The sequence below is a fragment of the Bacillus sp. FJAT-27445 genome, assembly GCF_001510665.1.
In the GTDB taxonomy this organism is placed as follows: domain Bacteria; phylum Bacillota; class Bacilli; order Bacillales; family Cytobacillaceae; genus Bacillus_D.
This window is the reverse complement of sequence record NZ_LMTI01000001.1, coordinates 186,008-211,386: the sequence shown is the minus strand read 5'-3', so window position 1 is coordinate 211,386 and position 25,379 is coordinate 186,008. Positions and strand designations below refer to the sequence as shown.

The window sequence follows — 25,379 nt, the reverse complement described above, 5'->3', positions numbered from 1 at the left end:
AAATATGTATGAATATTTCTGCATTATTTTTACCTAACAAAAAAGCGGGAAAATTCCCGCTTCTTTTGACTATCGACGTAAGCCAAGCTTATTGATTAACTCACGGTAGCGTTGAACATCGTTGTTGCGCAGGTAAGTCAAAAGGTTACGGCGCTTACCAACCATTTTCAAAAGACCGCGGCGTGAATGGTGGTCTTTCTTGTGAGTACGCAAGTGATCGTTCAGGTTGTTGATTGATTCAGTAAGGACAGCGATTTGGACCTCTGCGGATCCAGTGTCGTTTTCATGAGTTTTGTACTCATTGATCAGTTCGTTTTTACGTTCTTGTGTTAGTGCCATCCTGGTTCACCTCCTAAAATTTCTATCCCCGTTTACTGAGCAAGCGTCGGTGATTCGACTTGCCAAGCAAAGGTTCTTTAATACGTTTATAAGAATACAACTTTTCCAACAAAAAAGCAAGCATAAACCTTGAGTTAACGCGGATTATTCTAATGGAATCCCGAAATAGCCCGCTGCTGCCTGCTTATCCCTCTGTATTTGGGCAATGAGTTCTTCAATGCCCGAAAATTTTTGTTCTTTTCGTAAATATTTGTGCCACTCAATAATTGAGCGCTCCCCGTAAACTTCTTTCGAAAAGCTAAAAATATGGACCTCGATGGACGGGTTTTTTTGGCTTTCTTTATTAAATGTAGGTTTATAGCCAATATTGCAAACGCCATAGTGCCATTCCCCGCAAACGTGGAGCCGGACAGCATAAACGCCGGTCGGGGGAATTAGACAATCGCCATCGGGATCCACATTCGCGGTTGGGAACCCGATCGTCCTTCCCCGTTTGTCTCCGTGGATAACAATTCCCGGTGTTGTAAACGCCCTTCCCAACAAAATAGCAATTTCATCCGTCTTCCCTTCGGATAACAGCTTCCTGATTCGTGTTGAACTGATTTTTTCTCCGCCTTCCGTCAGCTTCCCGACGGTCGAATACGTAAACTTTCCCCGTGAATGGAACGGGATAGTTTCCATTGTTCCTTTTCCCATCCGGCCGTATGTGTAATCAAATCCGGCGGAAACATGGGCGATATTAAGACCGATAATGTATTGATCAATAAATTCCTGTGGGGTAAGATTGGCGAATTCAGGAGTAAAGTTGACAATATACATGATGTCTACCCCAAGTTCCTCTATTAGTCTAATCTTTTCGTGAAGCGGAGTGATATGTTCAATTTCCTGTTCCAGCTTTCCTAGCACAGCCTTGGGGTGTGGATGAAAAGTCATGACGGCGGTTTTAAGTCCCCGTTGGCCGGCCGCCATTTTAGCATCGGCAATGACTTTTTGGTGGCCTAGATGGACACCGTCAAAATACCCGAGCGCCACCGCTGACTCTGGCATGTTTTTTCTATCAAAATTATGGGGAAATCCAAGATTTATTACTTCCACTATAGGTTCACCTTTCTCGTAAAGCAGCGGCTCCTTTGAGCCCCAGCATGAAGCCTTTTGAGCACTCTCTTTAAAGTTCCCTGTCGTTGCGCAGCACCTTGACCGGCTTCATGATTCCAGGCTTCTCGGGATGCTCGCTATAAATTGCGAGCACTTCGCCGGCCTCATTTTCCAATGCGATCGGGCCTGTAACCCCAATAAGTTCTTCAGGAACGGCGAGGCGAATGCCATTCTTCACTTTCTCTGCTAATGTATCATTTATCCTGTATTTCGGCAAATGCAAAAGCGCGCTCTCAAGCGGCCTCATTACGGCGTCAATTCCCCCATTTTCCATCATCTCCTCAATTTGGGAAAAGCTGAGGCAATCTTCGAGTGTGTAGGAAGCTGAACGAGTTCGGATTAAGGAAGACATATGGGCTGGATATCCAAGGCGCTCGCCAATCATGACTGCGAGGGTCCGGATGTAAGTTCCCTTGCTGCATTCGGCCCTGAACCTGAAAGTAATTTTTTCACCAGTAAATTCGACTCGATCATCCAGCAATTCAAGACGAAAAATTGACACCTTCCTTGCTGGCCTTTCTACTTCAATCCCTTTGCGGGCGTATTCATATAGCCTTTTTCCATTCACTTTAACTGCTGAATACATTGGCGGAATTTGGACAATCTCACCTGTCAGCGATTCAAGAACCGAGAGGATTTCATCTCTGCTGACTGTTCGGGTTATGGCCACCTGATCGACGACTTCGCCTGAAGCGTCCTCTGTTTCGGTGGATATGCCCAGCGTCACTTCACCCTCATATGCTTTTCCGGCATCTGTTATGTATTCCGCTACCTTGGTCGCCCGCCCTACGCAGATCGGCAAAACGCCTGTGACATCAGGGTCAAGGGTGCCCGTATGTCCAATCTTCTTTGTCCTTAATATTTTTCTCAGCTTAAAAACACAGTCATGAGAGGTTAGTCCGGCCGGTTTGTATAACGGCAAAATCCCTTCCATTTGGGTACAGCTCCCTTCCCAATATTATTTTAATCAGAAAAAAGATGGATAGACATACGTCTACCCATCCAGTCTACTCCTCATCCCCGTTTTCACCTTTTTTATCTTCATTATGAATTTGGGTGAGGAGGCTTTGAATCCTGTTTCCGTAATCAATCGACTCATCAAATTCAAAAACGATTTCAGGAGTCTTCCGCAAACGGATGCGGCTGCCAATTTCCGACCGGATGAACCCTTTCGCAGTAGCAAGGCCTTTTAGGGTGTTTTCCCTCTGTTCCTCATCGCCGAGGACGGAAATGTATACAGTCGCCTGCTGAAGGTCGCCAGTTACCTGGACATCCGTTACAGTTACAAATCCGATACGGGGATCTTTTATTTTTCGGCCGATGATTTCACTTAGCTCTTTTTTCATCTGTTCTCCAACACGGTTTGCTCTATGGCTCATGTCAGTCACCTCGTATTTTAAAGCCATTCTATATCGGTAAGGGTCCTTTCTATTTCTGGAAAGGAATCAATAAGCTTAATTGCGTTTTGAATTTCCCTCTCAGCGGGTACCTTCGAAGATGCAATGGCAGCGACCGCAATTGCGGTTCTTTGCCACGCATCCTGATAATCCACTTCCGAAACCGAAACATTGTATTTTTGCCTAATGCGCGTGATGATCCTTTGGAGGACCGCCCGTTTATCTTTAAGGGATCCAGCATTGTAAATCATGCATTCGCACCTTGCAATGCCTACAATCATTTTCTTTCGATCTCTTCCATGATGAACGCTTCGAAGATATCGCCTTCCTTGACATCATTGAAGTTTTTAATGGTTATACCGCATTCATATCCTTGTGCGACTTCCTTGGCATCATCCTTGAAACGCTTCAAGGCGTCAATTGTTCCTTCAAAAATGACGATGCCGTCACGAATGACACGGATACCGCTATCTCGGGTAATCTTGCCATCTGTTACATATGAACCGGCAATTGTACCAATTTTGGATACTTTGAATGTCTGGCGGACTTCAGCCTGCCCGATAACTTTCTCCTGGAATTCAGGATCAAGCATTCCTTTCATAGCTGCTTCAATCTCTTCAATAACCTTGTAAATAATCCTGTGCAGACGCATATCCACTTTTTCAGCCTCAGCTGCACGCTTAGCATTCGCATCAGGACGGACATTAAATCCAATGACGATAGCATTTGAAGCAGCTGCTAGAGTGATGTCGGATTCATTAATAGCACCGACTCCAGTATGGATGATTCGGATATTGATTCCTGGAACTTCAATTTTCATAAGTGATCCAGCCATTGCTTCTGCAGAACCTTGAGCATCGGCTTTTATTATGATGTTCAAGTCTTTCATTTCCCCTAGTTTTAACTGTTCAAACAAGTTATCTAGGCTTACGCGGGATTTTTCGCCTCGGGATGCAACCAATGCCTGTGAGGCACGGGATTCCCCTACCTGCCTTGCAGTTTTCTCATCTTCAAAGACGACAAAACGGTCGCCAGCCTGAGGTACATCGTTCAATCCTGTAATTTCAACCGGGGTTGAAGGGCCGGCTTCTTTCACTCGGCGCCCTTTGTCGTTAACCATCGCGCGGACGCGGCCAAACGTACCGCCGACAACAATTGGATCGCCGATTTTCAGTGTTCCGTTTTGTACAAGCAATGTCGCGACAGAGCCGCGGCCTTTATCAAGCTGGGCCTCAATCACAGTTCCAACCGCTTTCCGGTTAGGATTTGCTTTGTATTCTTCAACTTCACCAACAAGTAGGATCATTTCCAGAAGATTATCGATACCTTCTCCTGTCTTCGCTGAAAGGGGAACAAAAATCGTATCTCCGCCCCATGCTTCTGACACAAGGCCATGCTCTGTCAATTCCTGCATAACTTTATCCGGATTGGCAGTAGGCTTATCCATCTTGTTGATGGCGACAATAATTGGTACTTCTGCAGCTTTTGCATGATTGATCGCCTCGACCGTCTGAGGCATCACGCCATCATCGGCTGCAACAACAAGGATGGTGATATCGGTGATCTTAGCACCACGCGCACGCATAGTTGTGAACGCAGCGTGTCCAGGTGTATCAAGGAAAGTGATCTTTTTGCCGTTTTCTTCTACCTGGTATGCGCCAATATGCTGTGTTATTCCCCCAGCTTCTCCAGCGGTGACCTTCGTATTTCGGATTGAATCGAGCAAGGTTGTTTTACCGTGGTCAACGTGGCCCATAATTGTTACAACAGATGGCCTTTCAACGAGCTCTCCTTGCTCATCCTCGGTGAAATAAACCTCTAGGTCCGTTGTATCGATTTTAATTTCCTCTTCCACTTCAACGCCGTACTCACCCGCAATCAGTTCGATCGCATCCTTGTCAAGTTCCTGGTTGATGGTTGCCATCACTCCAAGAAGGAACAGCTTTTTAATGATTTCGGATGGTTCCCGATAAAGCTTCTTGGCAAGCTCCGCAACCGTCAGGGATTCACTGAAGGTAATTTTTTCAGGCAGCTCCCTTTCCTTTTTTACAGGAGGAGCAGCCTGATGCTGTTGTGGCTTTTTACCAGGCTTATTCCTGTTTTGCCCCTGGTTCTGGTTAGGCCTATTTGGAGTTTTCCCTTTATTGAACCCTTTATTATCTTTTGACCTGTTTTCAGGAGGCTTTTGTCCGGCTGGTTTTGATGCCGGCCTTTGCTGGCTTCCAGCTCCCGCCTGTTGCGGCCGTCCTTGCTGCCCAGACTGTGGACGGCTTTGCTGTCCGCCCTGTGGACGCGAAGCTTGGCTGCCTTGCGGGCGGCCATCACGATTTCCTTGTGGACGTGAAGCTTGGCTCCCCTGTGGACGTGAAGCTTGGCTCCCCTGTGGACGCGAAGCTTGGCTGCCCTGTGGACGCGAAGCTTGGCCGCCTTGCGGACGCGAAGCTTGACTGCCCTGTGGACGCGAAGCCTGGCTGCCTTGCGGACGCGAAGCTTGGCTGCCCTGTGGACGGGAAGCTTGGCTCCCCTGTGGACGCGAAGTTTGGCTGCCTTGTGGGCGGCTATCGCGATTTCCTTGTGGGCGGCTATCCCTGTTTTGCGACTGCTGGCTGCCCTCTGGACGGCTATCGCGGCTTGCTTGTTGAGGACGGCTGTTTTGGTCCCCTTGCTGCTGCCTTGCCGGCTGTCTCTCATCCTTTTTATTGTAAATGGCTTCCAGTTTACTGAAAGCATCCTTTTCAATCGTAGCCATATGGTTTGAGACTTCGACATTCATATCTTTCAATTTAGCAATAATATCTTTACTTGAAACATTGTATTTCTTTGCGTATTCATATACACGTGTTTTACTCATTCTTTCACCCCCGCTAGTATTAATCGAGCAGTGTCATCAATTTCGCGGCAAATCCATCATCCAGTACAGCCACAACGACGCGCGCTTCCTTTCCAATTGCCAATCCAAGGTCGAATCGGTTATCAACAGTCTTGCATGGCACCTGGTAGGTTTTACACTTATCGGTTATTTTTTTGGTTGTATTGGCTGATGCATCCGCGGATAGCAGGATCAATTTTGCCTTTCCGCTCCGGATTTCCTTTATGGAAAGTTCTTCCCCTGAAATGATTTTGCGTGCCCGATTTGCCAAGCCAAGCAATGACATCCATTGATTTGGTTTCATCAGGATTGCCGTTTCTCCTTTTCAATGAGCCCAAGGAGCTCGTCATATAAAGTAGAATCTATGTCAGTTTGCAAATGGTTTGATAGTACATTCTTCTTTTTTGCCAAAAGGATGGCTTCACGATCCAGGGAAAGATAGGCTCCGCGGCCCGACTTTTTACCTGTTGGATCAATTGAAACCTCTCCTTCTTTTGAGCGGACGATGCGAACAAGTTCTTTTTTGGGCTTCATTTCCCCTGTTGCGACACATTTACGCATCGGAACCTTTTTCATTTTGTTCACGCCAATTCCCTCCGCTCTTTAATCCGTGTCCTCTTCAAAGCCATAATCATCTTCCTCGTAAAACTCTTCCTCTTCATCAAAAAGCCTAATCGTTTCCTCACGCGGGAAAATACCTATTTCCCTCGCATCGGTTTCCGCCTTGATATCAATCTTCCAGCCGGTCAATTTTGCGGCAAGGCGGGCGTTTTGGCCACGTTTGCCAATTGCGAGCGAAAGCTGGTAGTCCGGCACAATGACTGTTGTCGCTTTTTCAGCCTCATTGACAATGACATCAAGCACCTTTGATGGGCTTAGTGAGTTTGCGACGAAGATAACCGGATCATCGGACCACTTTACGATATCAATTTTTTCGCCCTTCAGCTCATTCACAACCGCCTGTACCCTAGTTCCTTTCGGGCCGACGCATGAACCAACCGGATCTACTTCCGCATTTTCGGAATGGACGGATATTTTTGACCTGTCGCCCGCCTCGCGCGCAACAGATTTAATTTCGACTGTGCCGTCATAGATTTCCGGTACTTCAATTTCAAAAAGCCTCTTCAAAAGGCCCGGATGTGTCCTTGAAACAAAAATCTGCGGCCCTTTTGTTGTCTTTTCAACTTTTGTGATAAAAACTTTAATCCTATCGTGCGGCTTGTAGTTCTCATTAGGCATTTGCTCGTTAACAGGCAAAAGAGCTTCTATTTTACCAAGGCTCACGTAAATAAATTTGGAGTCGATCCTTTGGACAATCCCTGTCATGATATCTTCTTCACGGTCAATGAATTCGGAATAAATGATTCCTCGTTCAGCCTCACGGACTCGCTGGGTCACGACCTGCTTGGCGGTCTGGGCAGCAATCCTCCCGAAATTCTTTGGAGTCACTTCCATTTCAACAATATCCTCGACATGGTAATTCGGATTGATTTCCCTGGCCTCATCAATAGAAATTTCCAAACGCGGGTCGAAAACCTCATCAACTACTTCTTTCCTAGCGAAAACGCGCATCAGCCCATTTTCCATGTTAATATCGATTCTTACATTCTGCGCCTGGTTAAAGTTCCGGCGATATGCCGATATAAGGGCTGCTTCAATCGCTTCAATAAGTACATCCCTGGAAATTCCCTTGTCTCTTTCCAGTATAATGAGAGCATCCAAAAGTTCGCTGCTCATGGGTTTGTTTCCCCCTTTTGCATTTTTTTGAGTAGCCTGGCCGGGCGGGCAAAACGTTCCCCGCTCGGGAACTTCAGCCCACCTGCCAGCAGCATGGGCTAGCTTCAGCTAAACGTAACCGCCAACCTGGCGCTAGCTACTTTTTCATAAGGAATGTCTATTGTCTTTTTGCGCGTTTTCACTTTGATTTCAATTTTGACTGTCTCGCCGTCAAATTCCAGCAAAGTGCCTTCAAACGACTTTTCCTCGCCTATTGGCTCATATGTCTTAATAAAAACATTCTTGCCAATTGAGTTAACGAAATCTTTTTCCTTTTTCAATGGCCTTTCGGCACCTGGAGATGAAACCTCTAGGAAATAGTTATGGGGAATCGGGTCAAGTTCATCGAGCTTTTCGCTCAAGCGTTCGCTGACCGTTCCGCACTCCTCAATATCGACGCCATTTTCCTTATCGATATAAAGCCGCAAAAACCAATCCCGGCCTTCTTTAACATATTCAACATCAACCAATTCAAGGCCAAGATCAGTCACAATCGGAGTGGCCAGTTGTTCCACCACTTCAATTACCTTGCTCATCGCTAACCTCCTTTACTGCTCATTGCACATATTTTGTGCTTTTTGCGGAGACTTTTATCATTTACCCTGCAAATTGCCCTTGACAACAACGAAAGAGTGGGTTTCCCCACTCTTCCGCGACAGTTTGCTTAGTATTTCCAATAAAACTATATCATACACATTACTTTAATGCAAATTGCCTGCCCGCTTCTCTTGAACTAAAAAAGAGATAGCTGGTTCTGTTCAGGAAGCGCATCGAGACATCCTTGTTTGTCCATGTATTCCAGTATGGTTTTTGAAACCTTCCCGCGCTGCTGGAGGTCTTCCTTTGAGAGGAATTCTCCCTTTTCCCTCGCTCGGACAATGTTTTCAGCCGCATTTGTACCTAAGCCAGGTATGGAGTTGAATGGCGGAATCAGGGAATCGCCTTCGATAATGAATTCAGCCGCAGATGACTTGTACAAGTCAATTTTTTGGAATGAGAAACCCCGCTCACACATCTCAAGCGCAAGTTCGAGAACTGTCAGCAGGTTCTTTTCCTTTGGCGATGCATCAAGGCCTTTCACATTGATTTCTTCAATTTTCGCCCTGATAGCCTCCGAGCCCCTCGCCATTGCTTCGATATCGAAATCCTCAGCCCTTACCGTGAAGTATGCCGCGTAATACAGAAGAGGCAGATGCACTTTGAAATAGGCAATCCTAACAGCCATAAGGACATAAGCAGCCGCGTGAGCCTTGGGGAACATGTACTTTATCTTTTTGCACGAGTCGATATACCATTCCGGAACTTGATTTTTCCGCATTTCCGCTTCCATTTCGTCCGTCAGCCCTTTGCCTTTTCGGACGGATTCCATGATTTTAAAAGCGAATGCCGGGTCTAGCCCCTGATAAATCAAATAGACCATAATGTCGTCACGGCAGCCGATGACTTCGCTAAGGGTGCACGTTTTATTGTGGATCAATTCCTGAGCGTTTCCAAGCCATACATCGGTACCATGGGAAAGGCCTGAAATTTGGACCAGCTCCGAGAATGTTGTAGGCTTCGTATCCTCGAGCATCTGGCGGACGAACCTTGTCCCGAATTCCGGAATTCCGAGCGTACCGGTTTTACACATGATTTGCTCTTCCGTCACTCCAAGCGATTCGGTTCCGCTGAATATTTTCATGACCTCAGGATCGTCCGTTGGAATCGTTTTTGGATCAATGCCGCTTAAATCCTGGAGCATCCGGATTACTGTCGGATCATCGTGGCCAAGTATATCCAGCTTTAGCAAATTATCATGGATTGAATGGAAGTCGAAATGGGTTGTCTTCCATTCCGAGGTTGCCGAATCGGCAGGGAACTGGATTGGCGAAAAATCATAAATCTCCATATAGTCCGGAACGACGATGATCCCGCCAGGGTGCTGGCCGGTTGTCCGTTTGACTCCCGTACAGCCGGACGCCAGCCGATCGATTTCCGCTCCTCTAAGCTGGAGGTTATTTTCCTGCTGATAAGCCTTCACATAGCCGAAAGCCGTCTTATCGGCAACTGTGCCAATCGTACCCGCACGGTATACATTGTCTTCCCCGAACAGGACTTTCGTATAATTGTGCGCCCTTGGCTGGTATTCCCCAGAGAAGTTCAAATCAATATCGGGCACCTTGTCCCCTTTGAAGCCAAGGAAGGTTTCAAACGGTATGTCATGGCCATCTTTCCTGTACTTGGCCCCGCATTGCTGGCAGTTTTTATCGGGAAGGTCGAATCCTGACCCAACCGAACCATCATTAAAAAACTCTGAATGCTTGCACTTCGGGCATACATAATGAGGCGGGAGCGGATTGACCTCTGTAATCTCGGTCATCGTTGCAACGAACGATGAACCGACTGAACCCCGTGAACCAACTAGATACCCATCATCAAGCGATTTTTTTACAAGCTTATGGGAAATCAGATAAATAACCGCGAAGCCGTGGCCAATGATGCTCTTAAGTTCTTTCTCGAGCCTGGCTTCAACAATTTCCGGAAGGGGCTCGCCGTAAATCCTCTTGGCCATCGCGTAGCTCATTTCTCTCATCTCATCGTCTGCGCCTTCAATTTTCGGCGTATACAAGTCGTCCTTGATCGGCTTGATGGATTCAATCATATCCGCAACCCGGTTCGTGTTTGCAACCACAAGCTCCGTTGCCTTTTCAAGGCCGAGAAAGCTGAATTCCTTTATCATTTCATCCGTTGTCCTGAAATGGACATCAGGAAGATTATGCCGATTTAGCGGGTTTGCCCCACCCTGGGAGTTGATCAGTATTTTACGGTAAATTTTGTCGTTTTCGTTTAAATAGTGGACATTGCCGGTTGCCACGACAGGGAGTCCAAGCTTTTCGCCAACCTTGACAATGTTGCCGATGATTTCCTCGAGCGCTTTTTCATTCCTGACTAGCTCCATTTCAATCAGATGGGCATATACCGGCTTTGGCATTACTTCGATATAATCGTAAAAGCCCGCCAATTCCTCAGCTTCTTCGGGAGACTTTTGCATCATAGTTTCAAAGACTTCTCCCCGGTCACAGCCGGATCCGACCAGGATGCCTTCCCTGTATTTTTGCAAAACCGACCTTGGAATTCTTGGAACCCGGTAAAAATAGTTAAGATGCGAAATCGAAATAAGCTTGAACAGGTTTTTAAGGCCAGCCTCATTTTGCGCGAGAAGTGTGCAGTGATAAGGACGTGCTCGCTGGAAGGCATTCCCTTTGCCCATGTTTTCGTTAAACTGGTCATGGAATTCAATGCCTTTTTCCAGGGAGTCCTTCAGCATTTTCATCAGTAGGTAGCCAGTTGCCTCTGCATCGTAAATTGCCCGGTGATGCTGGGTCAGTTCGACATCGAATTTCTTTGCCAATGTATTCAGCCTGTGGTTTTTCATCTCCGGATACAGGAAACGCGCCAATTCAAGTGTATCGATGACAGGATTCGGCGACTTTCCATATCCAAGTTTTTTATAGCCTGTATTCAGGAAGCCCATATCAAAGGAAGCATTATGAGCAACCAGAATGGAATCTTCCGTCCATGTTTTGAATCGTTCCAGCACCTCGCCGACCTCAGGAGCATTCTGAACCATATCATCGGTGATCCCAGTAAGATTGATGGTTGTCGCAGATAGGCGGTGGTGCGGATTGGCAAACGATTCGAAACGGTCGATAATTTCCCCGTCTCTTATTTTTACTGCTGCAAGCTCAATAATCGTGTCATAAAATGCGGACAAACCCGTTGTTTCTACGTCGAAAACAACATAAGTATCTTCTGCAAGAAGGCGGTGTGAATCATTATATGCGATTGGGACACCGTCATCGACAAGGTTTGCCTCGATCCCATAGAGGATCTTAATGTCATTTTTCTTCCCGGCTGAAAAAGCTTCAGGAAATGACTGCGCCACAGCATGATCCGTGATGGCCACAGCTTTATGGCCCCACTTCTTCGCTTGTGCAACAAGTGCTGCGACTGACGTAACGGCATCCATCTGGCTCATCGGGGTATGAAGGTGAAGCTCAACCCTTTTTTCGCCTTCGGGTGCCTTATCCTGCCTGCTAACAGGCCTAATTTCATTAATATCGTTGCCAATCATGACAAGGTCGCGGACAAATGTGTCGTTTTGGATGCTTCCTCGCACCCTTGCCCACATACCTTTTTTCACCCGCTGGTATTGGGCGGCGTCTTCTTTGTCCCGGGAAAACATTTTCACCATGATCGAACTTGTATAATCGGTTATTTTAAAGGTTAATAGCGTCCTTCCGCTACGCAGGTCCCTCGTTTCGGCATCAAAAATATAGCCCTCTACCGCAATCCTTCTTTCCTCGTCAACAATTTCAATCAAATTGCGGAATTCAGCATCAGCTTTAATCGTCAGGCCAATCACTAGCGGTCCTTCGGAAGCCCCGGCGCCATTCTGGTCTTTTTCGGATTCACGCTTTTGAAGCTCGGCGACTGCAAGCAACGCACGTTCCTGGTCCTCTTTTTGCTTTGCCTCCATGAATTTCCAGTATTCGTCATTTTTTTCATCGGTAAGCATTTCAATATCAAGTGAGAGGTATGGAAATCCAAAAGATTGGTAGATGGATGAAATCATGCCGCTGTATTTATTTTTGATGGCTCCACCCTCTGCCTCGTTCCTTACAGACAGGATCAGCCTCGAACCGTGGATTTTTGGGGCTTGTTCATGCATAAGCTTTAGGAGCGGTGGAGCTATGCCGTCTATTTCCTGAATGCATTTTTGCCAGTAGCCATGGATCAATTCGTCTGAGATTGATTGGTCGGATACATTTACCTCGAAGGAAACCTCTTTGGCTAATTCAGAAAACTTTTGTTTAAGCCTTGCTTCCAACATGCTGAAAACAGGGTACGGAAGAATTCTTTCGACAGCCAGCAGAAAGTGCATCTTTCTGGATTTTTGGCTAATTTGCACTTTTTCTATTCTTGCATTTCGAAAATGCGGAACAAGGGCATCTTCTGTCAATTCAAGCTGTTGGAGCAATACTTGAAAGCGTTCAGCCTTGTCTTCTAAATGGGTGTTCATTGGACACTCTCCCCATCTCTGTGATTCTATTTATCCCACTCTTAACGGGCAGTAAGACCCCACCTCAAGATTCAGAGGAATCAAAGAAGCCCAGTGGGGGATGAACAACCCCCCCACTGTTGGAAGTTTCACTTTATCAAATGTCAATTATACCATAGATACAGGCGCCAATCGGCACAAAACTACAAAAAAAACAATGGGCTCAAAACTCTAGGCAAGGAAAAAAACAGGTGCCGCTTTGCGGGCGGCACCCTCTCATTCCTAGCTTCCAAGTAAGGACTTTATCGTATCGGCAAGACTGTTCGTTTGAACTTCCAGGACTTCCCCAGTTTTTCTGTTCTTCACTTCGACAATTCCGTCAGCAGCTTTTTTCCCGACAGTAACCCTGACAGGAATACCGATTAAATCCGCATCGGCAAATTTAACTCCAGCCCGCTCGTGGCGGTCGTCAAAAAGGATTTCATAGTTTTTGCCAAGCGCCTCATAAAGTTCCTCAGAAAGGCTGGATTGTGCTTCGTCTTTCGGATTGACTGCAATGAGATGAACCTTGTATGGCGCTACCGCTGCAGGCCATACAAAGCCTTTATCATCATTGAACTGCTCGGCAACAGCCGCCAATGTCCTGGAAACACCAATTCCATAGCAGCCCATAATCATCGGCTGGGATTTGCCGTTTTCATCTAGGTAGACAGCATCCATCGCTTCGCTGTAGCGTGTTCCCAGCTTGAAAACGTGGCCTACTTCAATCCCCTTGGCAAAAAGGATATTCCCCTGCCCATCCGGAGAAGGATCGCCTTCCTGGATGAATCTTACATCGGCATAGCGACCTGCTTCAAAATCTTTCTCCGGGTTCACATTCACGTAGTGATAATGCTCTTCATTTGCCCCGCATACGCCATTTACAATCGATTTGACTGCATCGTCTGCGATAATCTCAACATCCTTTACACCAATCGGGCCGACTGAGCCTACCTCACAGCCAAGGATTTCCTTCGTTTCCCCGGCTTCAGCAAGCTCGACAGTGGTGGCTTCGAATAGGTTTTTCAGTTTAATGTCATTGACTTCGTGGTCTCCCCTTACCAATACAAGGACAGGCCGGCCATCGATTTTGAACAAAAGCGACTTGATGCATTGCATTTCATTCACTTGAAGGAAGCTCGAAACCTCTGCAATCGTTTTCTGGTTTTCCGTCTTCACTTTTTCCAGGTTACGCGGAGCCTCATCGCTTTTTTCATATGCTGCCACTACCGGAGCCATTTCGATGTTGGCCGCATAACTGGATGTATCGGAGTAGGCGATTGTATCCTCGCCAATATCGGACAGCACCATGAACTCGAGTGTATCCTTTCCGCCCATTGCCCCTGAATCGGCAATTACCGCACGATAGTTCAAACCGCAGCGAGCAAAAATATTGGAATACGCTGTAAAAATCCGCTCATAAACATCAGCAAGGCTTTCAGGAGATGAATGGAAAGAATAGGCATCCTTCATGATGAATTCCCTGCCGCGCAGCAGCCCGAACCGCGGCCGCTTTTCATCACGGAATTTTGTCTGGATTTGATAGAGGGTCAAAGGCAACCTTTTATAGGATTTCACTTCATCTCGGACAAGGCTTGTAATGACTTCTTCATGGGTTGCGCCGAGGGCGAACTCTCGCTCGTGGCGATCCTTCAGGCGCATCAGTTCCGGACCGTATGAATACCATCTGCCCGATTCCTGCCAAAGCTCAGCTTGCTGCAGCGCCGGCATTAGCAATTCGACGGCTCCTGCCTTATCCATCTCTTCTCTTACAATCGCTTCAATTTTCACCAAAACCCTTTTAGCAAGCGGCAAATAACTGTAAACCCCGCTTGCATTCTGCCGGATGAAACCGGCTCTTAATAAAAGCTGATGGCTCTTTACATCCGCATCAGCAGGTACTTCTCTTAACGTAGGGATTAAGGTCATGCTTTGTCTCACTTTTTCCGCCTCCAACACTCTGCATTTGCATTTTTTCGCCTTCAGCTTTGAAGGCATATGTATGCCGGCTGGGAAGTTTTCCAAGCCGGCTTCATGTTACTACAAAAAGAACCTTTGAATATCGTTCCATGTCACAACAAGCATCAATAACATCAGCAGGGCAAATCCGATGAAATGGACGAGCCCTTCTTTTTGCCGATCAACTGGTTTCCCTCTGACCGCTTCCACCGCGAAAAATAACAGGCGGCCGCCGTCCAAAGCGGGAATAGGCAGCAGGTTCATAATCCCAAGATTGACGCTTAGCATCGCTGTCCATTTCATTAGGACGAAAATACCTGATTTTACAACAGTATCTGTTGTGGCGTAAATTCCGAGCGGGCCGCTTAGCATATCGATGGCAAACTGTCCTGTTACAAGCAGGCCAAGCATCTCAAAAATTTTCTTAGACCAAAATACAGTCTCATTGAACCCGTATGACACTGCGAGCATTGGGGATTTTTCAACCGGGCTGTAGACGCCGATTATCCCGATTTTTGTCTTTTCCACTTCCTGGGCTTTCGGGGTAACGGAAACGACTTGTTCTTTCCCGTCACGCTCAATCACAAAGTCTAGCTCATTGTTGGGATTTTTTCGTATGATTTCAACGACATCCGTCCAGCTGGATATTTCCGAGCCGCCAATGCTTTGGACAATGTCCCCTTCCTTCAAACCCGCCGAAATGGCCGCACCATCACTGGCGAGCTTCCCAAGCTTTGGTTCATCCGATGGAACGCCCTGGATAAATGCGAGCGTGAGAAAAATGAGGAAAGCAAGGATAAAGTTCATCATTGGCCCTGCGAAAATCGCCATTGCCCTTTGGCCGAGTGTCTTGGAAGCGAACTGGCGGTTATATGGGGCTATTTGTGTTTCCACCCCATTCTCAACTGTTACAGCTTCGGGGTGAACTGAAAATGTTTGAAGTGCCTCATCCTCGTCCTCCGGGTATCCTTTCAGTAAAAGCTCCCTGTCGAGGTCTGCTTTTTCCACTTCAATGATTCTGGCATCAGGAAACTTGTCCTTGTTGTTAAGGATAATTTTATTAACCTTTCCATCCCCGCCGAATAAAAGGCCGATTCGATAACCGGGCTTAAGTTCGACCGCTTCCGGGTCGTCACCGGCCATCCTGACATATCCTCCAATGGGAAGAAGGCGGATTGTGTACACGGTTTCTCCTCTTTTATGCGTGAAAACCTTAGGACCCATGCCAATGGCAAATTCCCTGCAGAGTATCCCGGCTCTTTTTGCAAAAATGAAATGCCCCAATTCGTGGAAGAATACGATCGCCCCGAAAATGACAATAAACGCTATGACTGTATTCAATAAAAAAACCACCTTTTAAAAGAGTTCCGTTAAAACTTCTGGACTTCGGAATTGCCCGGCTTCCCAAACTGTGAAAACCCGGAATTTCTAGTGACCAGCCTCAAGCTATCATACCTTTCCCTTATGAAAGGAAGGAAGTGATGTACCTGCGTGTTTCCCAATCGGCATGAAGGATGTCTTCAAGCCCCGGGTTCCCAATACGATCGTGTGCATTTAGCGCCCTTTCGATTAATTCTTCGATTTCAAGGAAGCGGATTCTGCCTTCAAGGAAAGCGGCAACCGCGGCCTCATTTGCGGCATTCAGCACGGTTGGCAGCGAACCTCCCGACTTTCCGGCTTCATAAGCGAAGCGCAGGCAGCGGAATCGTTCAAAGTCCATTTCCTGGAAATGAAGTTTACCCACTTCAGCAAGGTTCAGCCTTTTTGCTGCCTTTAGCGGGAACCTGTCTGGATAGGAAAGTGCGTATTGGATTGGCACTCTCATATCTGGGCTTCCTAGTTGTGCAATGATGCTTGAGTCATGGAATTCAATCATTGAATGGATAATGCTCTCTCGATGGAGGAGAACGTCAATTTTTTCATACGGCAGGGAAAAAAGCCAATGGGCTTCAATTACTTCGAGCCCTTTATTCATCATCGTTGCCGAATCGATTGTGATTTTCGCCCCCATTGACCAATTAGGATGGTTTAAGGCTTCTTCTACAGTTACATCCTTTAGGTCAGCACGGCTTCGGTCTCTAAAGCTTCCTCCCGAGGCAGTGATGATTAGCCGTTCAATATTTTTTGCATCTTCACCTTGTAAAGCCTGAAAAATGGCGGAGTGCTCACTGTCAACAGGAAGAAGGCTGACCCCTTTTTTACTGGCTGCATCCATTACTAAATGGCCCGCCGTTACAAGGGTTTCTTTGTTGGCCAGGGCAATTGTTTTTCCGCTATCAATGGCCTCAAGCGTTGGTTTTAAACCCACACTTCCAACAACGGCATTGACAACTATGTCAGTACTCTCATGTGTTGCCACCCTGGCAAGGCCACTTTCTCCAGATGAAAAAGCAGTTCCTGGAAACTCCGCCGCCAGTTTGTCGGCATCTGCCTTTTCCTGCATTGAAACAAACACAGGCTTGAATTCAGTAATTATTTTTCTTGCCAAATCACTATTCCGGCCCGCCGAGAAGGCGGAAAGCCTAAAGCTGTCGGGATGTTCCCTAATGATATCAAGTGTCTGGGTGCCGATCGAGCCTGTAGCTCCCATCAAACTAATATATTTCATGCATTACCTCTCCTAAAAAACTGCCATCTATTAGCCTGTCTAATTTTACAGTGCCAAGTTCAAATCAGCTGAAAAATATGGATTAACGGCCATACAAATAAAAGGCTGTCAAACCTATCAAGAATACCCCCATGGCCAGGAAGAATCGTTCCGGAATCCTTCACATTGTATGTGCGTTTAAATGCGGATTCAGCGAGATCCCCAAGCTGTCCAAAAACAGACAGCAAAGCGGTGAGTCCCATCAATTTTAATGGTGATACATCCATATCACTGAAGAAAAGGAAGCATAACGCAACAACCAATGCACACACTACTCCGCCAACGGAGCCTTCCACTGTCTTATTCGGGCTGATTTCCGGCCAAAGCTTCTTTTTGCCCATTGCCTTGCCAATAAAGTACGCACCTGAATCCGTTGCCCAAATAATGAAGAGGGAATAAAAGAGCCAGTTCAGCCCTCCTGCTTCACGTGTCTCCATAAAATAATAAAAACCGGCCCCAACATAGACTACCGCCATCACCATAAATGACGCATCGTCAAATGTGAAACGGTTCTTCGTGGCGACTGTATAGACGAGAAGAAGCAAAACCGCCAATATGGCAAGATCCTGCTTATCATATCCAATGGAATGAAGGATTCCTATATTCCCTTTCGGAAGGAGTAACATCCACATCGTTAAAAGCGACAGGATTCCAGGAAAGGACAAAAGCTTCAACTTCTTCATTTTGGCCAGCTCATATAGGCCGACACTAGCAAGCAGGTATGCCAACAGGACTAATGGCAACCCTCCAACAATAACAATCGGCAAAAAAAGCGCCGCCGCTATGACTGCAGTAATAATTCTTTGCTTCATTAAAATTCAGGCACTCAGCGCATCCGAAATATGCTGCGGAAATACGGGAAGAAATGCCTTTCCTCCTTCTCGTTATGAAAATGGGTGGAGTTGCATAATGCAAAAGCCACCAAAAGCTATTAATTATTCAACGCCTTCTCAGGAGCCTTCAATTCCACCAAACCTACGCTGCCGATTTTGGTAAGCCTCAACGGCCTCAATAAAATGCTCCTCGCCAAAATCCGGCCATAGGATATCTGTAAACCAAAACTCCGAATAAGCGAGCTGCCAAAGCATGAAGTTGCTTAAGCGGATCTCACCGCTTGTACGTATTAAAAGGTCTGGGTCAGACATCTGGGCAGTCATTAAATAGGAGGAGAACGTTTTATCATCAATGCTGTTTGCATCCAGTATACCACTCTGGCAGTCTTTTAAGACATTTTTTACAGCATCGAGGATTTCAGCACGGCTTCCGTAATTTAAAGCAAAATTAAGGACGAGCCCTGTATTTCCCTTCGTTTCCTCTATAGCCTTATTAATCGCCTTCAGAGTATGGGGAGGGAGTTTCTCCCTATAGCCCATCATTTCTACACGAACATTTTCGTCCACCAGCTCAGGCAGAAATGAAGCAAGAAACTCTTCTGGGAGCTGCATAAGATAGTCGACCTCATTTTTTGGCCTTTTCCAATTTTCAGTTGAAAAAGCGTAAAGCGTCAATGCCTCTATTCCAAGTTCATTTGCAAGCCTGGTAATTTTCCTAACCACTTTCATTCCTTCATGATGCCCCGCTATCCTCGGCATCGCCCTTTTTTTCGCCCAGCGCCCATTCCCATCCATTATTATGGCTACATGGGAAGGCACCCCGGCTCTCTTTATGCAGTCAATCCTGTCTCGGAGAGAGGAAGGGGCATTTGGCGTCTTCCAACGTTTTAGTTTATTTAACATATTCTTGCTCCTCCTGTAAAAACGAACTTCCCTCCGATAAAGGGTGAAACAGCTATAGCCTATCCAATCCCGCGGGGCATGGCCAGCTGCAGGGCCTAGGGGCTCGAGGTCGCTTCGACCCTACAGATGAAGCCAAAAACCGGCTTCCCCTTACGGTCCTCCAGCGCTGTACGCCCCTGGGCAAGGCCCCTTCGCTTTTTATTAGTCCAGCTGCGGGGCCTAGGGGCTCGAGGTCGCTTCGGCCCTACAGATGAAGCCAAAAATCGGCTTCCCCTTCCGGTCCTCCAGCGCTTTACGCCCCTGGGCAAGGCCCCTTCGCTTTTTATGTATATGCTTTTGTTTTTTTGGCATGCTTTTATCATACCAAAAAAGAACGCAGATATCTCATATAAAAGGGCGGATGCCGCCAATTTTCAAAAATACTTCTATAAGCGGAAAAAACCCCTTTAAAGGGGTTTCTTTCCAGCAAAAACCAATTGAAGGTTAGACCTCCATGATTTCCTTTTCTTTGTCCTTTGTAATCTGGTCCACTTTGCTGATATTGTCATCAGTTAGCTTTTGGATATCATCAGAATATCCACGAAGGTCGTCCTCAGTAATTTCACCGTTCTTTTCAAGCTTCTTCAGATCATCATTGGCATCGCGGCGGATATTCCGGATAGCAACTTTCGCATCTTCGGATTCCTTCTTGACTACCTTAACCAGTTCCTTGCGCCGTTCCTCTGTTAATTGAGGAATGGCAATCCGGATTAGAGAGCCGTCGTTCGTTGGATTCAAGCCAAGGTCCGATTTCTGGATAGCCTTTTCAATATCGCCAAGGATGCTCTTATCATAAGGCTGGATAACAAGCAGGCGGGCTTCCGGAGTACTGATTCCAGCCAGTTGGTTTACTGGGGTCGGCGCACCATAATAGTCGACTGTTATCCGGTCGAGAAGTGATGCACTCGCCCTGCCTGCCCTGATGGAAGCAAGCTCGCGGGTATACGCTTGAATTGCTTTAGCCATTTTATCCTTTGTGTTGCTAATGACTTGTTTCGGCATTATTATTTCCCCCTAACAATAGTTCCGATTTTTTCACCCATTACTACACGTTTAATATTGCCTTTTTCCATAATTGAGAAAACAATCAACGGGATATCATTATCCATGCAAAGCGAAGAGGCGGTGGAATCCATTACCGCAAGCCCTTCCTTTAAAACATCAAGGTAAGAAAGCTGTTCGTATTTCGTCGCATCTTTATCATGGCGAGGATCTGCGGAATAAACACCATCCACATTGTTCTTTGCCATCAAGATGACGTCAGCTTCAATTTCTGCGGCACGAAGCGCGGCTGTTGTATCTGTGGAGAAGTATGGGTTACCTGTTCCCGCAGCAAAAATGACAACTCGAGTCTTTTCAAGATGGCGGATTGCGCGGCGGCGAATATACGGTTCGGCAACTTGGCGCATTTCTATTGATGTCTGTACACGGGTTTCTATTCCGAGCTGCTCAAGGCTATCCTGAAGGGCTAGCGAATTCATGACAGTGGCGAGCATTCCCATATAATCGGCAGTGGCACGGTCCATGCCCATTTCCTCGCCAATTTTTCCCCGCCAAATGTTTCCTCCCCCAACGACGACTGCAACTTCGACGCCCAGTTCGGCAACTTCCTTCACCTGTTCGGCAATGGATTTAATAAAGGCAGGGTTGATTCCGAAGCCAGCGTCGCCAGCAAGGGCTTCTCCGCTTAATTTTAAGACAACACGTTTATATTTGGGATTGCTCATAAAAACCTCCTATGTAATTTTGAGGCCATTGTATGCCTAATCAGAAGAATCATGGACACCTACCCGTAAAGGCTGCATCCGTAAAAATTGTTTTTTCTTTAAAAATAGGGAACACCCCGTGTTCCCTATCCATTTGAAACATTTGAAGCTGGACTTTAAAGGGCGGCCATCCGCCAGTCCAAAAGAATGCTTATTTTTTATTTACCTGGCTCATTACTTCTTCAGCAAAGTTGTCTTCGCGCTTCTCGATGCCTTCCCCTACTCCGTAACGGACGAATTCGCGTACTGTCGCGCCTTTAGACTCAACATACTGGCGAACTTTTTGGTCAGGGTTTTTAACGAATGTTTGGTCAAGAAGGCAAACATCCTCAAAGTATTTTCCAAGGCGGCCTTCAACCATTTTTGAGACAATGCTTTCAGGCTTGCCTTCATTTAGGGCCTGCTGAGTGAGAACCTGGCGCTCGCGCTCGATTTCTTCAGCGGATACCTCGTCACGGGAAACATATTTAGGGTTAAGGGCAGCGATGTGCATGGAAACATCCTTCGCAACACTTTCATCAGTAGTTCCTTCTAGAACGCTTAGAACCGCAATGCGGCCGCCCATGTGGAGATAAGCGCCGAACGCATCATTGTCAGACTTAGTTTTGATTTCAAAGCGGCGAAGGGAAAGCTTTTCACCAATTTTTGCGATTGCAGCATTAATGTGCTCTTCAACCGTTGCGCCATTGTCCATTTTTTGTGCTACCGTTTCCTCGATGGAAGCAGGCTTGTTTTTAAGAAGATGGCCAGCAAGCTCCTGGACAAGAGTCTGGAATCCTTCGTTTTTAGCAACGAAGTCTGTTTCTGAGTTTACTTCAAGAATGACCGCTTCATTTCCTTCAACTTTGATAGCTGCAAGGCCTTCAGCAGCAATCCGGTCGCCTTTTTTGGCAGCCTTCGCAATTCCTTTTTCGCGAAGGAAGTCAATTGCTTTTTCCATATCACCATCAGTTTCCTGAAGGGCCTTTTTGCAGTCCAGCATGCCTGCACCTGTTTTTTCACGAAGTTCTTTAACCATTTGAGCAGTAATTGCCATGAGAATTTCCTCCTTTTAATCTATGTACAAATGTTCGGTAAGTTTCTGCAGTCCCCGGTGCAAATCGCTACTGTATTATCTTAGCCAGCCTTGGACTTTGTAAACCTGTTTAGGTTACATTGTTCGGTAATCTGTCTAGCTCCAGTAGCCAGCGTCTAGTGTCCTTCGGTCCCCTCACTACGATAAGTCAACATCGAATCGCATTCGCTCTTCGTGTTTCCTTTATCTCATGTCGAGGCCCTCCAGGCCATACGCCGCTAAACGGCTACTTCCGCTTTTCCTTTAAAAAAAGGTGATAAAGGGTGTTCCCTCTTATCACCTTTTTATTTGCCATGCATGAACGATTGTGGATTACTCTGCAGGTACAGCTGTTTCTTCACCTTGTTTTGCTTCAAGAATCGCATCAGCCATTTTGCCTGTCAAAAGCTTGACAGCGCGGATAGCGTCATCGTTTGCAGGGATAACAACATCGATTTCATCCGGATCACAGTTCGTATCAACGATACCAACGATAGGAATGTTCAATTTGCGAGCTTCAGCAACAGCGATACGCTCTTTGCGAGGGTCGATGATGAACAATGCATCTGGAAGAGTCTTCATGTCCTTGATACCGCCAAGGAATTTCTCAAGACGATCTTGTTCTTTTTTCAGTTGAACGACTTCTTTCTTAGGAAGCACTTCGAAAGTGCCGTCTTCAGACATTCTTTCGATATTTTTAAGGCGTGCAATACGCTTTTGGATTGTTTCGAAGTTTGTAAGTGTTCCACCCAACCAGCGTTGGTTAACAAAGTACATTCCGGAACGGATTGCTTCTTCTCTAACAGAATCCTGAGCTTGTTTCTTTGTACCAACGAACAGCATTGTGCCGCCCTGTCCAGCAAGCTCCTTAACAAAGTTATAAGCTTCTTCTACCTTCTTAACTGTCTTTTGAAGGTCGATGATGTAGATGCCGTTCCTTTCAGTGAAGATATACTTCTTCATCTTAGGGTTCCAACGGCGTGTCTGGTGGCCAAAGTGTACACCAGCTTCAAGCAGTTGCTTCATAGAAATTACTGACATGTGTGTTTCCTCCTAATGGTTTGTTTTCCTCCGCCCGTATCATTTTCATGCGGGAACTGGCTAGCCAGCACCATCCGCTTGAATCAGCAGGCGTGTGTGATTAACACCATGTAGTAATATAGCACACCACAATCCCACAATCAAGAATTTCGTTTGAAATTTAATGGTTTTAATTCAGATAATAAAAATAGAACGCCTGCCGGATTCATTTCCGGCAGGCGAGTGTTGACTAATTTGAACGAAGCTTATCAAGCTCGACAAGGAACTTGTCATTTAAAACTTTAATGTAAGTACCTTTCATGCCAAGTGAACGGGACTCGATGACACCCGCACTTTCAAGCTTCCTGAGCGCGTTGACGATAACGGAACGCGTAATGCCAACACGGTCGGCGATTTTCGAAGCAACTAGAAGGCCTTCGTTGCCGTTCAATTCTTCGAAAATATGCTCTATCGCTTCCAGCTCACTGTAAGACAGGGAGCTGATCGCCATTTGGACTACAGCTTTGCTTCTTGCCTCATCCTCGATTTCCTCTGCCTTTTCACGGAGGATTTCCATGCCTACGACAGTCGCGCCATATTCGGCAAGGATAAGATCATCATCATGAAACTTTTCATGCAGCCTAGCCAAAATCAGCGTTCCAAGGCGTTCCCCTCCTCCGATAATTGGGACAATCGTCGTCAAGCCGGCACGAAACAAATCCTTGTTTTCAACAGGAAATGCAGTATATTCACTTTCGACATCGAGATTTGAGGATGTTTCCTGAATATTGAAGAGCCCATTTGTATATTCCTCTGGGAATTGGCGATCTTCAAGCATTTTCTTCATCCGCTCATTTTCAATTTGCTGGTTAATCGCAAAGCCCAACAATTTTCCCCTGCGGCTGACAACAAAAATATTAGCCTCGATTACTTCGCTTAATGTTTCGGACATTTCCTTAAAGTTTACTGGCTTCCCTGCTGCTTTTTGTAAAAGCGCATTAATCTTCCTAGTTTTAGATAACAAATCCATTTTCTATTCCTCCTATTTGCTGCATCCATTGCTTAGATTAAACTGTCTCTATTGGAATGACTACCTCTAAATTTACCCCTTTGGCCCCGCGGTAAAACGATGGCCTAAAGGATGAATTGGCTTAAATCCTTGTTCCTTGAAATCGCTCCCAGCTTTTCCTCTACGTACTCCGGGGTAATCACGATTTTTTCAAGATTGATATCCGGGGCTTCGAACGATAAATCCTCCAAAAGCTTTTCAAGGATTGTATGAAGCCTTCTCGCCCCTATGTTATCCGTATTCTGGTTAACCTCGAAGGCAACCTGCGCAATTCTGTGAATAGCTTCGTCAGAAAATTCAATTTCTATACCTTCAGTAAGCAAAAGCGCATTGTATTGTTTAATTAACGCGTTGTCGGGCTCAACAAGTATTCTATAAAAATCATCGACGGTCAATTTTCCGAGCTCAACCCGGATTGGGAACCTTCCCTGCAGTTCAGGAATGAGGTCAGACGGTTTTGCCATGTGGAATGCGCCTGCTGAGATAAACAGGACATGGTCTGTTTTCACTGGGCCATACTTTGTGACAACCGTTGAGCCTTCAACAATCGGGAGAATATCCCTTTGGACGCCTTCACGGGAAACATCGGCGGACGCTCCGCCCGTATTCCTGCTGGCGATTTTGTCGATTTCATCAATAAAAATGATTCCTGCCTGTTCTGCCCGGAAAACAGCCTCCGAAGTAACCTCATCCATATCGACCATTTTGGCCGCTTCTTCATTGGTTAAAACAGTTCTTGCCTCCCTGACGGTGAGCTTTCTTTTTTTGCGTTTTTTAGGCATCAGGCTGCTAAATGCATCCTGCATGTTCATGCCCATTTGCTCCATGCCTGAGCCCTGGAGCATATCAAACATGGATGGTGCCTGTTCTTCAACTTCAACCGTGACAATCTCGTTTTCCAATTCGCCCTTTTCGAGCCTTTCCTTAATGTCAGCACGCTTTTGCTGGGCGGAATGATCCTCAGCGGCGTCCGTCTCCGGTTCCGGTTGGGCATTTGAGCCGCCAAACAGCATTTCTAGCGGATTTTTGTAATTCGCCTGTTTTTTTACGGAAGGAACCAGCAGGTCAATCAGGCGGCGGTTGGCGCTTTCCTCAGCCCTTCCCTTTACCTTCTGCATTTTTTCCGATTTAACAAGCCGGACTGCCGTTTCGACAAGATCGCGGACCATCGACTCAACATCCCTGCCCACATAGCCGACCTCGGTAAATTTAGTGGCCTCGACCTTGATGAACGGCGCCCCTGTCAATTTAGCAATCCTTCTCGCGATTTCGGTTTTCCCGACGCCTGTAGGCCCAATCATCAATATATTTTTTGGAATGATTTCATCTCGAATGCTTTCGTCCAGCATCTCCCTGCGATACCTGTTCCTCAGGGCTACTGCAACCGCCTTTTTGGCATCTTTCTGGCCAATTATGTACTGGTCAAGTTTTTCCACAATTTGGCGGGGGGTTAAATTGGCTGACTTTGCCATT

At 46.4% G+C, this 25,379-nt stretch carries 22 protein-coding genes; all 22 read right to left on the bottom strand.

Annotated elements, in window-relative coordinates:
• Positions 1 to 69: 69 nt before the first annotated feature.
• A complete protein-coding gene (gene rpsO, locus AR337_RS01045) occupies positions 70 to 339 on the bottom strand; it encodes a 30S ribosomal protein S15 (protein WP_059170154.1) in 270 nt (89 codons plus the stop codon).
• 144 nt (positions 340 to 483) lie between these two features.
• Entirely contained in the window at positions 484 to 1,434 is a 951-nt protein-coding gene (gene ribF / locus AR337_RS01040; protein WP_059170153.1) for a bifunctional riboflavin kinase/FAD synthetase, read from the bottom strand.
• Between the two features lie 70 nt (positions 1,435 to 1,504).
• A complete protein-coding gene (truB, locus tag AR337_RS01035; protein WP_059170152.1) occupies positions 1,505 to 2,428 on the bottom strand; it encodes a tRNA pseudouridine(55) synthase TruB in 924 nt (307 codons plus the stop codon).
• Between the two features lie 73 nt (positions 2,429 to 2,501).
• Positions 2,502 to 2,873 carry a 30S ribosome-binding factor RbfA gene (rbfA, locus tag AR337_RS01030; RefSeq protein WP_059170151.1) on the bottom strand — a complete coding sequence of 124 codons (372 nt, stop codon included), beginning with the start codon at positions 2,871 to 2,873 and terminating at the stop codon, positions 2,502 to 2,504.
• A 17-nt stretch (positions 2,874 to 2,890) separates the two neighbouring features.
• A complete protein-coding gene (locus tag AR337_RS01025) occupies positions 2,891 to 3,169 on the bottom strand; it encodes a DUF503 domain-containing protein (RefSeq protein ID WP_053368846.1) in 279 nt (92 codons plus the stop codon).
• Complete coding sequence (gene infB, locus AR337_RS01020) at positions 3,169 to 5,742, bottom strand: translation initiation factor IF-2 (RefSeq protein ID WP_059170150.1); 2,574 nt, start codon at positions 5,740 to 5,742, stop codon at positions 3,169 to 3,171. Before infB ends, AR337_RS01025 begins: the two co-directional genes overlap by 1 nt.
• A gap of 19 nt (positions 5,743 to 5,761) precedes the next feature.
• Positions 5,762 to 6,064: a YlxQ family RNA-binding protein gene (locus tag AR337_RS01015; RefSeq protein ID WP_059170149.1), complete on the bottom strand. Its 303-nt coding sequence runs from the start codon at positions 6,062 to 6,064 to the stop codon at positions 5,762 to 5,764.
• Positions 6,064 to 6,345, bottom strand: coding sequence for a YlxR family protein (locus AR337_RS01010; protein WP_059170148.1), 282 nt, complete (start codon positions 6,343 to 6,345; stop codon positions 6,064 to 6,066). Before AR337_RS01010 ends, AR337_RS01015 begins: the two co-directional genes overlap by 1 nt.
• 18 nt (positions 6,346 to 6,363) lie before the next feature.
• Positions 6,364 to 7,497, bottom strand: coding sequence for a transcription termination factor NusA (gene nusA / locus AR337_RS01005; RefSeq protein ID WP_059170147.1), 1,134 nt, complete (start codon positions 7,495 to 7,497; stop codon positions 6,364 to 6,366).
• A 104-nt stretch (positions 7,498 to 7,601) separates the two neighbouring features.
• Positions 7,602 to 8,072, bottom strand: a complete 471-nt coding sequence (gene rimP, locus AR337_RS01000) for a ribosome maturation factor RimP (protein ID WP_059170146.1) — start codon at positions 8,070 to 8,072, stop codon at positions 7,602 to 7,604.
• 197 nt (positions 8,073 to 8,269) lie between these two features.
• On the bottom strand, positions 8,270 to 12,598 hold the full coding sequence (locus AR337_RS00995) for a PolC-type DNA polymerase III (protein WP_059170145.1): 4,329 nt from the start codon (positions 12,596 to 12,598) through the stop codon (positions 8,270 to 8,272).
• Between the two features lie 261 nt (positions 12,599 to 12,859).
• Positions 12,860 to 14,557, bottom strand: a complete 1,698-nt coding sequence (locus AR337_RS00990; RefSeq protein WP_059170811.1) for a proline--tRNA ligase — start codon at positions 14,555 to 14,557, stop codon at positions 12,860 to 12,862.
• 99 nt (positions 14,558 to 14,656) lie between these two features.
• Positions 14,657 to 15,916, bottom strand: a complete 1,260-nt coding sequence (gene rseP / locus AR337_RS00985) for an RIP metalloprotease RseP (RefSeq protein ID WP_059170144.1) — start codon at positions 15,914 to 15,916, stop codon at positions 14,657 to 14,659.
• A gap of 121 nt (positions 15,917 to 16,037) precedes the next feature.
• Positions 16,038 to 17,183, bottom strand: a complete 1,146-nt coding sequence (locus AR337_RS00980; RefSeq protein WP_059170143.1) for a 1-deoxy-D-xylulose-5-phosphate reductoisomerase — start codon at positions 17,181 to 17,183, stop codon at positions 16,038 to 16,040.
• Between the two features lie 59 nt (positions 17,184 to 17,242).
• The gene (locus tag AR337_RS00975) at positions 17,243 to 18,034 is read right to left on the bottom strand and encodes a phosphatidate cytidylyltransferase (protein ID WP_059170142.1); all 792 of its coding nucleotides are present in this window, start codon (positions 18,032 to 18,034) and stop codon (positions 17,243 to 17,245) included.
• A gap of 138 nt (positions 18,035 to 18,172) precedes the next feature.
• Positions 18,173 to 18,958 (bottom strand): isoprenyl transferase, encoded by a 786-nt coding sequence (locus AR337_RS00970; RefSeq protein WP_059170141.1) that lies wholly within the window; start codon positions 18,956 to 18,958, stop codon positions 18,173 to 18,175.
• A 483-nt stretch (positions 18,959 to 19,441) separates the two neighbouring features.
• On the bottom strand, positions 19,442 to 19,999 hold the full coding sequence (gene frr / locus AR337_RS00960) for a ribosome recycling factor (protein ID WP_059170139.1): 558 nt from the start codon (positions 19,997 to 19,999) through the stop codon (positions 19,442 to 19,444).
• A gap of 2 nt (positions 20,000 to 20,001) precedes the next feature.
• The gene (gene pyrH, locus AR337_RS00955) at positions 20,002 to 20,724 is read right to left on the bottom strand and encodes a UMP kinase (RefSeq protein ID WP_059170138.1); all 723 of its coding nucleotides are present in this window, start codon (positions 20,722 to 20,724) and stop codon (positions 20,002 to 20,004) included.
• A 190-nt stretch (positions 20,725 to 20,914) separates the two neighbouring features.
• Positions 20,915 to 21,799: a translation elongation factor Ts gene (tsf, locus tag AR337_RS00950; RefSeq protein ID WP_059170137.1), complete on the bottom strand. Its 885-nt coding sequence runs from the start codon at positions 21,797 to 21,799 to the stop codon at positions 20,915 to 20,917.
• Positions 21,800 to 22,150: 351 nt separating this feature from the next.
• A complete protein-coding gene (rpsB, locus tag AR337_RS00945; RefSeq protein WP_059170136.1) occupies positions 22,151 to 22,858 on the bottom strand; it encodes a 30S ribosomal protein S2 in 708 nt (235 codons plus the stop codon).
• A 229-nt stretch (positions 22,859 to 23,087) separates the two neighbouring features.
• Positions 23,088 to 23,867 (bottom strand): GTP-sensing pleiotropic transcriptional regulator CodY, encoded by a 780-nt coding sequence (gene codY, locus AR337_RS00940; protein ID WP_059170135.1) that lies wholly within the window; start codon positions 23,865 to 23,867, stop codon positions 23,088 to 23,090.
• A 104-nt stretch (positions 23,868 to 23,971) separates the two neighbouring features.
• A complete protein-coding gene (gene hslU / locus AR337_RS00935; protein ID WP_059170134.1) occupies positions 23,972 to 25,378 on the bottom strand; it encodes an HslU--HslV peptidase ATPase subunit in 1,407 nt (468 codons plus the stop codon).
• Between the last annotated feature and the right edge of the window lies 1 nt (position 25,379).